A 12745-nucleotide genomic window follows, 5' to 3' on the forward strand; every position below is an offset into this window, starting at 1 on the left:
AAGGCATTCGATTGTGTTATCTGAAGAATAACATGCTCGAATGCCTTTTTGAATACGTCCAATTATTTAGTGCTTACGTTTTAGATAAAGTAACTGCATTCTAACTGAACCCAACGGTTTGACGCGTTAATATAACAAGGGCTATTGATAATCCTGGGTTCGGGATTATTGATAGCCCTTGTTATATTGTTAACGTCAGTTGGGTGAAGCACGTTTCCACAATATAGTCGAGTAGTAACAACTAATAAATGCCTATGATCAGGGATCATTTTCAGTTAAGTGGAAGAAGCTGATGAGCTGAGCACATTATCACAGAGAACATCTGGAATAGGAATAGTAGCAAGAAACAAGTGCCCCCGATCAAGAAGATTGAATGCATTCACCGCTCATCACAAATCCGTTTCTATCTTGAAGCGTCAAAGTTAAACAAGCATTACTTCTTCTCATCAATCAATACCGTCCCTGCCGCCGGATTTTGATCAATTGCGCCAACAATTTCATGAGGCGTATACAATTCCTCTAAATAATAAATATCCTCCGGTGTCAATTTAACTTGCAAGGCAGCAATTGCATCATCCAAGTGTTGAACCTTTGTGGAACCAACGATCGGGGCCATGACCCCTTTAGCCCACTGCCAAGCTAGTGCAATCTGACTCATCGATACATGATACTTAGCCGCTAATTTGCTAACTCGGTCGACAATTTTTTAATCCTGGTCTTCAGCTCGATCATATTTGCCCATTGATACCCGATCGGTCTGACTCCGCAGTGTATCTACTTGCCAATCACGATGACTTAAATGACCAGCTGCTAATGGACTATATGGCATCAGGGAAACATTCATTTGCTTACAAATCGGGATTAATTCCCGTTCATCTTCACGATAAAGTAGGTTGTAATGATTTTCCATTGCTTGAAATTGCGCCCAACCATTATCCTTGGCAACTTGTTGCATATTATAAAATTGATAACCATACATGGCGGATGCCCCAATTGCCCGAACCTTCCCGGATTTGACGAGATCATTTAAAGCAGCCATCGTTTCTTCGATTGGTGTCTCGTAATCAAACCGATGGATGATGTATAAGTCCAGATAATCCGTTTGAAGACGTTTAAGCGAGCCTTCAACTTCTCGATGAATAGCCTCACTGGATAAGCGGCCCGGATTAAAGTAAGCTTTTGAGGAAATTACAACCTGATCGCGAGCAACCTTGCTTTCCTTCAATGCCTTTCCGAGGTATTCCTCGCTGGTCCCTTCAGAATATACATTGGCCGTATCAAAGAAATTAATTCCTTGATCCAACGCATGATTGATAACCTGCTTACTGTTATTGTAATTCAGCGTCCAGTCGTGCATTGTCCCAGCCTTGCCAAAGCTCATCGCACCAACACAAATCTTCGAAACATGAATATCAGTATTTCCTAATTGTGCGTATTTCATTTCTTGATCTCCCCTTTCAATTGGATGCCAATAGATTTCATGTAAATGGTACACCTTAAAGTCCGCTTTAAGTCAAGAGAGCGGTTTAATCCCACTAATCGCTTATGAACGGGGGAAACAAAAGAATTGGTTAATTGGTTTGAACATCTCCAGGCATGGTCATTTGGGCCAATTCTGACTAATTATCCGAAGAATTGGTTGGATCGTTTCCCGCTCCCGCTTCAAATAAGCCCCATAAAATTCAATTTTATTGTGCGGATCGTCAATTCGAACAGGATTCCGATTATTATTCTTAAATCGCTCGCCTGTCGTACTAGTTACTTGTGATAAGTTTGAAAAGAAAAACGGAAAATTTGAATATCGACTAATTTGACTCATGGCATTCAAATCTTCCTGATAAAGAAATGATGCATTGTGAATTTGTTCTTCAACGATTTGCCGCCAAGGCCCAATATCTTGGACCACCAGGAAACTCAAGCCAGCTAAATCTGCGAATGAAATGTGCTGCTGCTGAGACAGTGGATTAAATTTATCAATGCCAACCCCAAGATATTCGCCCCCTAAATACATGGATTCAATATCATCAGTGGTGATTTCCTGATTGGTAAAGATTAATCTGTCGTTGAAAGTCTGCAGCCGATCAATCACTTCGTCTAGCTTAATCGTCTGATCGTTAATGTTCAATTGACTTTCAATTTTGTCCTTAATCTGATTTAACAATAAAATTGGTCCAGGGGCAACCGACGCAATCGCAATTTCATTTTTTGAGCGGTCGTAGTTGCGTACTTTGCCGGTAAAGTCGCTTTCTGCTTTTAATAACTTCTCAGCCTCTCCAACGGCAAATTGACCGCTGTCATTGAGCTGAATGTGGTTGCTGACTTGCCGATCAAATAATGTGACGTCCAACTGCTGTTCAAGCTTTTTCATCCCCCTGGTTACCGTTGGTTGCGTGATCATCAAATGTTCCGCGGTTGCACTGAGAGTACCATACTTTTGAAAAGCAACTAGTTCTCTTAATAATTCTAAATCAATGGCCAAATCAAAGCCTCCCTACTACTATGTCATATCTGTATAGTAACATACTTAATCGGTAATTTTCTTTTCCAAGCTGCAGCCATATACTAGCATTGTTAACAGATAAAGAATTAACTTGAGATTAACAACTAAGGAGATTTTAATCATGCAATTCGTCACTTTAAATGATGGTCATAAAATGCCTCAACTCGGCTTTGGTGTCTTCCAAGTACCTGATTTAACGATCGCTGAAAAAGCAGTTAGTGATGCGCTGGACACGGGCTATCGATTAATTGATACCGCAGTCGCTTACGATAACGAAGAAGCAGTTGGCGCGGCAATTAATAAGAGCCAAGTGAAACGGGAAGATATTTTTGTGACGTCCAAATTATGGGTCGATCACTTTACCTATGAAAAGGCCAAACAGGGAATTGATGATTCTTTAACCCGACTCGGACTGAATTATATGGATCTTTACCTCCTTCACCAACCATATGGCGACATTGCTGGCGCTTGGCGAGCTTTGGTGGAGGCTCAAAAAGCCGGCAAGATTAAGTCAATTGGTGTTTCTAACTTTGCCCCTGATCAGTTAATGAATTTGGAATTGATGTCAGATGTGAAGCCGGCCATCAATCAAATCGAGGTTTCACCATGGTTTCAAGAACATGCTGAAGTTGACTTTGCAAAGAGTCAAGATATTCAGGTTGAAGCCTGGGCACCGTTTGCTGAAGGTAAACACGCTATTTTTACCAACGAAACAATTGCCCACATTGGTCAAAAATATGGCAAAAAGAATGGCCAAGTCATTTTACGCTGGCTCATTCAACGAGGAATTGTGGTTATTCCTAAATCAGTTCATAAGACCCGCATGGCTGAAAATTTCAATGTTTTTGACTTTGAGCTCACCGACGAAGAAATGCAAACGATGAACACGCTGGACAAGCACGAAAGTCAATTCTTTGACCATCGCGATCCAGCCGCAATTGAAAGCATCTTTGGTCAAAGCTTGAAGGCGTTACGTCAATAAGGAGGAAAAATGAAAGCAGTCGTATTTATTAAGCCTGGACAGGTTGAAGTCCAAGCCGTCCCAAAGCCTAAAATCGATGGCGACAATCAGGCGTTGATTCGGGTCATCCGGGCCAGTGTTTGTGGTTCAGACCTGTGGTGGTATCGTGGTATTTCTGAACGAGCCGCTAATTCTCTGGTGGGTCACGAAGCAATTGGTATCGTTGAAGAAGTGAGTTCGGATGTGAAAAATTTCCATCCCGGCGACTTTGTCATTGTCCCATTTACCCATGGCTGTGGTCATTGTGTCGCCTGCTTAAATGGCTTTGAAGGTAATTGTCTGAATCAACAGCCTCATACGAATGGCGGTTATCAAGCTGAATTTATGATTTATGAGCCAGCTGACTCCGGCCTGGTTAAAATACCTGGCAATCCTGAAGACTATTCAGAGGATCAACTCGCTTCATTACAAACCCTGTCAGATGTGATGGCCACCGGTTTTCATGCGGTACGAAACGCGGAAATCAAGCAGGGCATGACGGTCGCTGTGATCGGTGATGGTGCAGTGGGGCTTTGTGGTGTCATTGGGGCTCAATTGTTAGGAGCAGAAAAGATTATCTTGCTGAGTCACCATGAGGATCGAGCTTTATTAGGAAAAGAATTTGGTGCCACTGATGTCGTTGCAACCAAGGGCGACCAAGCCATAGCTGATGTTTTAACCCTTACCAAAGAAAATGCCGGCGCTGATGCCGTTCTTGAATGTGTTGGGGCTGCCAGCGCCATTGAGCAGGCAGGCCAAATTGCCCGACCTGGCGCTGTCATCGGCCGCGTTGGGGTTCCCCAGACTGAACCAAAATCCAACCAGCTGTTTTGGAAAGGCGTTGGTTTAAGAGGCGGCATTGCCTCGGTTACGCAACCAGACAAAGCTATCCTGTTGCAGGCAGTCCTTGATGGTAGGATCAATCCTGGAAAAGTTTTTACCAAACATTTTGACCTTGATCACGTTGAAGATGCCTACGAAGCAATGAATCAGCGGACAGCAATCAAGTCCTTATTAATCGTTAACAATAAGTAAAGGAGATAAAATCATGCCAAAATATGTCGTTTTAGCAGCAACTGGCCAAATTGGCCAACTAACTGCCCAGAATTTATTAACTAACAGCGATGCCCATCTCGTTTTATTTGGTCATAATGCCAGTCAACGATTAAGTCAGTTTGCTGGTGACCGGGTCAGCTTGGTTGACGGGGATTTAAAAGATCCGGCTGCCTTGAAGAATGCTGTGACCGGCGCCGACGCCGTTTTTCTTGCTTATGTTGCCTCACCTTCGATCGTTCAGCCACTCATTCAGGTGTTGGATGAAACTGGCGTTCAACGGTTTATCGCAATGTCCGTTCCTGATGTCTATCAGGAAGTTGCCGGCCCATTTCAATCATGGTACCGTGAACATACTGGCTTGGTTTGGAAAACCAATTATGTTGAGACAATTGCGGCGATTGAAAAATCCGACTTGGATTATGTCATCTTACGGACAACCTGGCTATACAACGATCCTGCCAAGACTGCCATTAACGTGACCAAGAAAGGTGAACCGTTTAAAGACGCGCAAATTTCTCGGGAAGCCGTTGCCAAATTTGCAGCTGATCTCTTAACTGGTAAGGAAAATTATCATCGAGAAAGCTTGGGGATTGGTGAGCCCAACACAGAATGGACGAAGCCAAGTATCTATTAATGAACACGACAAAATAAGTGGATAGTTTCTAAAAAAATGGAGCTGTGACATTAGTCGGAAAATTGTTGACAAAGGCAACTCAAGCTCACCATTTTACATTGATAGAACCTGCGACAAACGGCTGATCTCCGCCATTTAAGTAAAAGCGGCAGTGCATTCCAAAATCAGAATGCACTGCCGCTTTTACTTAAATTCTAGGATCAAATCGCCTTTCGTCCCAATCTTAGCTCAGAATCTAAAAGAAATTAATTTGCTTTACCGGCTTTAACCTTCTGTCCAAATTCAGTCTCATCAAAATGATCAATCACATTCTGAAGATCCCCTTTGGTCAAGCTTGCACCAAACAGACTGCTGCCAGGTTCGGTCATAATGCCATCAGCGAGATCATCATGAACCACCGTATCAAATCCCATTGTATTCACAAAATCGGCGACTTCATCCACTGCCGCTTTGTTATTGCCAGTCACAAATAATGCCTTGCGATTCTCAGCACCTGCAGGCCGAGCTTCTTCTTGAAGATTATGATAACCCATATGATTAAAAGTTTTGACAATCGTGCTCTTATTAAAATATTTCTGAACCTGTTCACTAGAAGTTGAATTGGGATCCAGAACTTCTTCGCGAATCCCATCGGTTTCCCACCAATAGTTCATCGCATCAATGACCAATTTGTCTTTGAGCAGCTTTGGCTTGATATTTTTATACCGACTGAGGGGAATGGCTAAAATAATCAAATCACTTTTGCTAACAACGCCCTGATTGGTTGCCGGAACTGCACCTGGAACCAGCGTCTCAATAGTCAGGGCAATTTTTTGAACAGAACCGGAGCCTGAAATTCTGACATTATAGCCAGCAGCCAAGGCTAATTGAGCCAATACAATGCCAACCTTGCCGGCACCGATAATGCCAACGTTTTTAATTTTTGCCATTTCTAACCCTCCTCAGACAGAATTTCTTTAACACGAGGAATCACCTTGGTCGCATAAAGCTCAATCATTCGTTCACGCTGAGCGGCCGTCTGATTGCCAGCACCATAAACCAGATCAAACCGACCAAGCTCAAGCAACTTAATCGTTCGAGCCATTCGTTGGGCAACATGTTCTGGGTTCCCCACATAAAATGACCCAACTTTGGTTTCACCATCAAATTGTTCCCGGCTCATTGGCGCCCAACCCCGGGTCAAGCCGATCCGATCAAAGTTTGCCTTAATGTTCTTCCAAGCAACTTCAACGGCCTCATCCTCATCATCGGCGATAAAGCCATGTGAGTGAACCGCAACTGGTTGAATGGGCTTGCCAAATTGACTGGCTGCCTTTTTGTACAAATCAAGGTAAGGGACAAATCGATCTGCCTGGCCACCGATAATCGCCAAAATGACTTTATACCCATACTTAGCGGTTCGAATAATTGATTCAGGTGAGCCGCCAATCCCAATGTAGGTCTCAATGCCGTTGTAATCAGTCTTGGGATAAACATCCTGATCCTTCAAGGTTTGGGTAAACTTGCCCTGCCAAGTGACCGGTTTTTCCTTAATTAATTGACTGTACATTTCCAATTTTTCGTTGAATAAATCGTCATAATCGGTTAAATCATAACCAAATAACGGGAACGATTCGGTAAATGAACCCCGGCCCAGCATGATTTGTGCCCGGCCAGCAGATAACCCTTCAAGGGTGGCAAATCGTTCGTATACTCGAACCGGATCATCAGAGCTCAAAACCGTTACTGCTGTGGCCAGCTTAATGTTTTGAGTCACAGAAGCGATGGCCCCCAAGACAACTTCTGGACTGGAGACACTATAGTCGGGTCGATGATGTTCGCCAACCCCGATCACGTCAACACCTAGTTTGTCAGCCAATTGACCCTCTTTTACAATTTGGCGAATTGATTGGCCAGCCGTCAAGAGATCGCCGTTTTCAGCGGAAACAATATCCCCGAATGTTTCCAACCCAAATTGCAATTTATCTACATTAACCATATTTTTCCTCCGAATGCTTATTTTTTGTAAGTATGATATAAGATTATTATAGATACCCGCAAAAAGCAACTAAAGTCGCCAATTAAAAACGGCAGTGCATGCCAAAATCAAAATGCGCTGCCGTCTTCACTTAAATTCTGGGGTCAAATGAACTTTCGTCTGAATCCCGTCATCTTCCTAATGAGTCACTTGATAAGCCCGATTGATTTGTTTACTTCGGTTTTGAAATGGGAATGCCTTGGTGACCCCTTCAACTTTATCTTGATCAACAAAGCCCCAATACCTGCTGTCATCAGAGACTGATCGATGATCGCTCAAGACAAAATATTTTCCTTTAGGGACTCTAACCACCTGCTGATCACCGACCCAGTGTGCAGACAATGACTTCAAATTCCAATTACCGGTTCCGATCGTTCGTTGCTGCGTCCCAATGTAGCCCTGATACAACTTCGTATGGTTAACATAGATGTTACCGTTTCGACTATTAATTGTATCGCCTGGTAATCCAATCACTCGCTTAACGTAGTAATCTTTGGGGGTTGCTTGAGGATCTTCCCCGTGAGCATCGAAAACGATGACTGAATTACGATGAATTTTAGCTTGCCGCAAGCTCACCACCATTTGCTTATTCTGCAAATTAGGCTGCATCGAATCTCCGTCAACAAAATTGGCTGAGATTACGAATTGCTTAACCCCAAATCCAATGACTAACCCAACGACGACAGGAATTACCCAACTCAATACTTCTTTGAAAAATTTCAATTAATCCACCAATTCCTCACTTTAGTTGTCATTTTTACATCTATTCAATATAGTTTATCATCTTACATGGCACTATCCAACACCTCATGTTTAAAGCATGAAGATTCCAAACAATGTTGCTGGGGCAGATGTTAATTCTAATCGGCAATCATCGATTTGGCTGGTCACTAATGACTAAGTTAGTGCTGCGCCAAACGGCTGATCCTTGCCATTTAAGCAAAAAAAGCAATACATTCAAAATCAGAATGCACTGCTCTTCCATTCAATTCTGGGGTCAAAACACCGATTGTCCCAGTCTCGACAACTTATTCAAGTATCTTTCAATCAACTTATTCGTGGTGGGTAATTCCACTCAGCCTATCAAGGGTTTCCTGCTTGAGGTAGTAAGGGGTGACTCCATCGTCTACGGCTTTGGATAACAGTCCCTGAGCCTGCTTCTGCGCAATAATGGTGGGTACCTTCAACGACATAACCGATTTATTAATCACCATTTGATGCACATCAACCTCTGTCTTGTAATGCAACGGTTGTTGGCGCTTCGGTTCCTTTGATTGGTTGGTCTTGCCTTTAGCCATGAAAATCCCTCCTCACTAGTAATATTAACTTCATGATAGCAAATCCGACATTGAAAGTATATTTAAACGACTAGTCACGAACACTGATTTTGTCGAACTTATCTTGATACCATTGATCCCAAGATCCAGCCACTAAATGACCATTTGGATAATAATCCGGATTAATCACGGTAACTACGTGTTTGATATCTTGGCCTCGTTCTTCATATAAAGCTGCTCTCATTTGTTCGGGAGTAAAGGCCTGGTTTTCAAAAACAAAATGATTAATGTCTGCCAAATAGTAGTCAACTTTGTACTCAGCTAAAATTTCAAGATCATTTTTCTTCAACCAGCGAAGATAGAACTCAATAAAATCTTCAATCGCTTTTCTAGTCGCTGTTTCATCTAACCTATCGATAGATACTACATCTGCCACAGTGCCACCTCCTCTTATAGTTCCATTATGCCACAAATTTTGGGGTCGCGTCTAATTATGTAGTATGATTAAAGAGAATCCAAAATAATCAAAGGATGCGGATAATTATGTCGAAGAGAACAGTTTATACAGATTATTTTTTTGATGAGCCAGCGTACAATACTCATGATGGTGGTTTCATTCCACTTGAGGAGCCAAAGACGCCACAGCAACCGCTAAGAATTCCAGAACTTTTGAAACCAGACGAGGAAACACCGACCGATATGTATTACACGGTCGTTGCTCAGCCTGGTGAAGTTCAGTTATTACCCGGCGCCAAAACGAAGACATGGGGATTTAATGCCCCCTTTCTTGGAAAAACCATCTTATTCAAGAACGGTAAGATGATTCACATTACATTAAAAAACGAATTGCCCGAATTAACAACCTTTCATTGGCATGGGTTAAACGTGCCGGGACCAATTACGGATGGCGGGTGCCATGCCCCCGTTTATCCAGGCAAAAGTACCCAGATTGAATTTAAATGCCATCAACCAGCTGCGACTCTTTGGCTCCATGCGCATCCATGTCCATCAACTGCCGAACACGTGTGGAAGGGATTAGCAACTGCCGTTGTTGTTAAAGATGACGTTGAAGCTAAACTGCCATTCCCAAGAACCTATGGGGTGGACGATATTCCCGTTATTTTGCAGGATCGTCGTTTCCATAAAGACAACCAGTTAGATTACATCGCTGATTATGATCCGGATGGCGTGCAAGGACCAACCCCTGTCATTAATGGAACCGTTAATCCATACTTTGATGTCACGACGCAACGACTTAGATTGCGCTTATTGGATGGTGCCAACCGACGTGAATGGCGGCTGCATTTTAGCGATGATCTCAAGTTTACCCAAATTGCATCAGACGGTGGCATATTGCCAGAACCCGTCGACTTTACTCATTTGATGTTAACCTGTGCGGAACGGGCTGAGATCATCGTTGACTTTAAGGGTCACAAGCCAGGTGATGTTGTCACCCTCTACTGTGATGACGTCCCGGTGATGCATTTTCGGATTCATGAGTTTGCGGCAGACGATACTGAACTACCCGATCACTTGGTCAACATTCCTGACCCTGAAGTAACTGCCGGCGCTCCGGTCCACAAAGTTGTCATGTCTGGAATGGACGAAGAAGTCATGATGAACGACAAAAAGTTCGATATGCAACGCATTGACGATCGTCAGCAAGTTGGTCACGTCGAGTATTGGGATATTTCAAATACCAATGATATGAGTAACGGAATGGTCCACCCTTACCACATGCACGGCACCCAATTCAGAGTGGTGTCTAGAAATGGCCATGCCCCATATCCTAACGAAAATGGATTAAAAGATACCGTTGGCGTTAATCCTGGTGAAACCGTCCGGCTCAAAGTTTGGTTTGAGCACCTTGGTGTTTACATGAACCACTGCCACATCATTGAACACGAAGATGGCGGTATGATGGCTCAGTTTGAGGTCTACGATCCAGAAAATCCAAAAACCTATCAATTAATGGATATGACGACCCTGATGAATGCATTTGCAAAAGAGCGGGGCGTTGCAGTGAAAGATTTACATATCCCTGGCATGGATATGTAAACTTAATTCTTGCATAGAGTTAGCGGGTATGATAGTATTACTCATGGAATGAAAAATGAATATAGCTGTTAGGTGAGGCTCCTATGTGAAAAATGCTACTGCTCAGAAACGTCGAAAAACGCCAATGAGTCAGCTGTCCCAGTCAAAGTAAGGCTTGGACTAACGTAGCTGTTATTTATAACTACATCACATAGTGCTAAAGCTCAACGACTGGCGAAGCTTTAATTTTGTGTGTCCAGTCGTTAATAGCTGGGCACTTTTTATTCCGAAAATTTGATTAAAGAGGTGAGTGTTATGACAACTGAATTTAAAGATCCTGGAGCGTCGAAACACCAGTCTACCAAGGGAAAGTCGGTTGTGATAACCTCGCGGCCTTGATTTAACGAGAAATTGTTACAATCGATTTTCCCAAAATCATTAATAGTCTAACCATCTAAATGTTTTGTTTCTTGCTTATCGGCTTTAATGCTGAATGGATCACAAGAAATTTCTCGACTTCGTTGTTTAGATAGCGCGACTCATTGGGAATTCGATTAATGCAATTTCTCGGTGGTTTTGAACATTGAGGTATTGACGTACCTGTGTTCAATCGGTTAAGTTAACCGATAAACGCTTCACCTTTTAGGAAACTAATTGGGGAGAATGAGGTTAATCGTCATATATTGCCAACACATAAATACGATAATAATAGTAATTATGAGGGACATTACCTCCAAGAATTTGGTGGAAACTAATTCTTGAAAAATGACTGCTATCTTATCGAACTAATAACATTATAAAGCCGTCAACGTAAATTTCGTTGACGGCTTTTAATTTACTTTCTTTTAAATGAAGCAATGTATTTGCGCGATTTTTCTTCGTCAAATTCTTTTTCGGATTTACCAATCACGACAGTGGCTAATGAGTTACCCACTACGTTAACGGCTGTCCTTCCCATATCAACAATTCGATCGATCCCAGCAATAAACGTTAAACCAGTAACTGGGACACCAATTGTTGAAATTGTTGCCAGTAGGACCACAAAGGAAGCGCCAGGAACGCCGGCCATTCCTTTTGAAGTAATCATTAGGACAACTAGCAAAGTAATCTGCTGGCCGATTGAAAGGTTGATATGGTATGCCTGAGCTAGGAAGAGTGCCGCAATTGATTGATAAATTGCTGAACCATCCAAATTAAACGTATAGCCAGTTGGAATGACAAATGAAACAATTCCTTGGCTTGAACCAAATTTTCCCATTTTTTCGATCATCTTTGGCAAGACCGCTTCTGAACTGGCGGTTGAAAATGCTAAGACAATTTCGTCCTTAATAACCAATAACAGATCAAAAATGCTGAACCCAAATATCTTCGCCACAATGCCCATCACAACTAATATGAATACGGTCATTGTGACGTAGGCAATTGCCACAAAGTAACCAAGTGGAATTAAGGCGCCAATACCCATTTCTGCCAGGGCAACGCCGATCAGTGCACAAACTCCAATTGGGGCAGCATGCATCACCCAGTTGGTTACTTTAAACATTACTTCAGCTACCGCGTTCAATCCATCAATTAAAATTTTCCCCTTTTCTCCAATGGCCGCAATTCCAAGTCCAAAGAAAACTGAGAAAAAAATAACCGGCATCATATCACCGTTAGCCAATGAGCGAAAAATGTTGGTGGGAATGATTCCCAACGGTGTACCCCAAATACCCGTATGCTGAGCAGACTTTGCTGTTGCCATGTATTGACTTATATCTGAACCATGAAGCGAATGAATATCAATCAATGTCCCGGGATGCAAAACATTTGCAACTATCATTCCAAGTGCAATTGCGATTGTTGTCATTAATTCAAAGTAGATAATTGTTTTCAGGCCAACTCTACCAAGTTTTTTAATGTCTCCCATGCTGGCAATTCCGACTGTTAAACATGAAACCACAATTGGCAAAACAATCATTTGAATCAAATTAATGAACATTGTTCCAATATTCTGCATGGTCGTAATCGCAGTATTATTTTTATAAAAAATAACTCCGAAGACAACTCCCAGAACCAACCCAATGAGGATCTGCCATCCTAAGGTTAATCGGTATGCTTTGTAGCGCTTCATAATTTCACCTGTATCCTTCTTAAAATATGTACTTATTTCGGTTCTACAATATCTGTTGTTGGTAATAGATTTTATCTATTACTGATGACAGATTTTTTGTTTCTCGTTAGA

Annotated in this window: 11 protein-coding genes, 1 pseudogene and 1 riboswitch; of the genes and pseudogenes, 4 read left to right on the forward strand and 8 right to left on the reverse strand. The window is 42.3% G+C overall.

Features of this window, described 5'->3' with window-relative positions; genetic code table 11:
- Nucleotides 1-433 precede the first annotated feature (433 nt).
- Both QUF07_RS11505 and QUF07_RS11510 read right to left on the reverse strand, forming a co-directional pair.
- Nucleotides 434-1441: pseudogene (locus tag QUF07_RS11505) on the reverse strand (aldo/keto reductase).
- 159 nt (nucleotides 1442-1600) lie between these two features.
- Nucleotides 1601-2479 carry a LysR family transcriptional regulator gene (locus QUF07_RS11510; RefSeq protein ID WP_217164948.1) on the reverse strand — a complete coding sequence of 293 codons (879 nt, stop codon included), beginning with the start codon at nucleotides 2477-2479 and terminating at the stop codon, nucleotides 1601-1603.
- A gap of 142 nt (nucleotides 2480-2621) precedes the next feature.
- Here QUF07_RS11510 and QUF07_RS11515 point away from each other — a divergent pair, with 142 nt between their 5' ends.
- From QUF07_RS11515 to QUF07_RS11525, 3 genes are read left to right on the forward strand one after another with little or no spacing between them, the layout of a single operon-like run.
- On the forward strand, nucleotides 2622-3482 hold the full coding sequence (locus tag QUF07_RS11515) for an aldo/keto reductase (protein WP_217164949.1): 861 nt from the start codon (nucleotides 2622-2624) through the stop codon (nucleotides 3480-3482).
- 9 nt (nucleotides 3483-3491) lie between these two features.
- Entirely contained in the window at nucleotides 3492-4535 is a 1044-nt protein-coding gene (locus tag QUF07_RS11520) for an alcohol dehydrogenase catalytic domain-containing protein (protein WP_289427514.1), read from the forward strand.
- A 13-nt stretch (nucleotides 4536-4548) separates the two neighbouring features.
- A complete protein-coding gene (locus QUF07_RS11525; RefSeq protein WP_289427516.1) occupies nucleotides 4549-5190 on the forward strand; it encodes an NAD(P)H-binding protein in 642 nt (213 codons plus the stop codon).
- A gap of 245 nt (nucleotides 5191-5435) precedes the next feature.
- Here the strand turns inward: QUF07_RS11525 and QUF07_RS11530 are convergent, their stop codons facing one another.
- The 5 genes from QUF07_RS11530 to QUF07_RS11550 all read right to left on the reverse strand — a co-directional run bounded on the left by QUF07_RS11530 (nucleotide 5436) and on the right by QUF07_RS11550 (nucleotide 8920).
- Nucleotides 5436-6119, reverse strand: a complete 684-nt coding sequence (locus QUF07_RS11530) for an NADPH-dependent F420 reductase (RefSeq protein WP_289427517.1) — start codon at nucleotides 6117-6119, stop codon at nucleotides 5436-5438.
- Between the two features lie 2 nt (nucleotides 6120-6121).
- Entirely contained in the window at nucleotides 6122-7168 is a 1047-nt protein-coding gene (locus QUF07_RS11535; protein ID WP_217164957.1) for an LLM class flavin-dependent oxidoreductase, read from the reverse strand.
- A 177-nt stretch (nucleotides 7169-7345) separates the two neighbouring features.
- Entirely contained in the window at nucleotides 7346-7930 is a 585-nt protein-coding gene (gene lepB, locus QUF07_RS11540) for a signal peptidase I (protein ID WP_289427519.1), read from the reverse strand.
- A gap of 329 nt (nucleotides 7931-8259) precedes the next feature.
- Complete coding sequence (locus tag QUF07_RS11545; protein ID WP_217164962.1) at nucleotides 8260-8505, reverse strand: hypothetical protein; 246 nt, start codon at nucleotides 8503-8505, stop codon at nucleotides 8260-8262.
- Between the two features lie 70 nt (nucleotides 8506-8575).
- The gene (locus tag QUF07_RS11550; RefSeq protein ID WP_289427520.1) at nucleotides 8576-8920 is read right to left on the reverse strand and encodes a hypothetical protein; all 345 of its coding nucleotides are present in this window, start codon (nucleotides 8918-8920) and stop codon (nucleotides 8576-8578) included.
- A 107-nt stretch (nucleotides 8921-9027) separates the two neighbouring features.
- On the opposite strand from QUF07_RS11550, the gene QUF07_RS11555 reads away from it, so the two are divergent.
- The gene (locus QUF07_RS11555) at nucleotides 9028-10542 is read left to right on the forward strand and encodes a multicopper oxidase family protein (protein ID WP_217164966.1); all 1515 of its coding nucleotides are present in this window, start codon (nucleotides 9028-9030) and stop codon (nucleotides 10540-10542) included.
- Nucleotides 10543-10599: 57 nt separating this feature from the next.
- A riboswitch (M-box (ykoK) riboswitch) is annotated at nucleotides 10600-10764 on the forward strand.
- 592 nt (nucleotides 10765-11356) lie between these two features.
- Here QUF07_RS11555 and QUF07_RS11560 read toward each other — a convergent pair.
- Nucleotides 11357-12634, reverse strand: a complete 1278-nt coding sequence (locus tag QUF07_RS11560) for a cation:dicarboxylate symporter family transporter (RefSeq protein ID WP_289427522.1) — start codon at nucleotides 12632-12634, stop codon at nucleotides 11357-11359.
- Between the last annotated feature and the right edge of the window lie 111 nt (nucleotides 12635-12745).

The organism is Lentilactobacillus sp. TOM.63, assembly GCF_030361045.1.
GTDB classification, from domain to species: Bacteria; Bacillota; Bacilli; order Lactobacillales; family Lactobacillaceae; genus Lentilactobacillus; species Lentilactobacillus dabitei.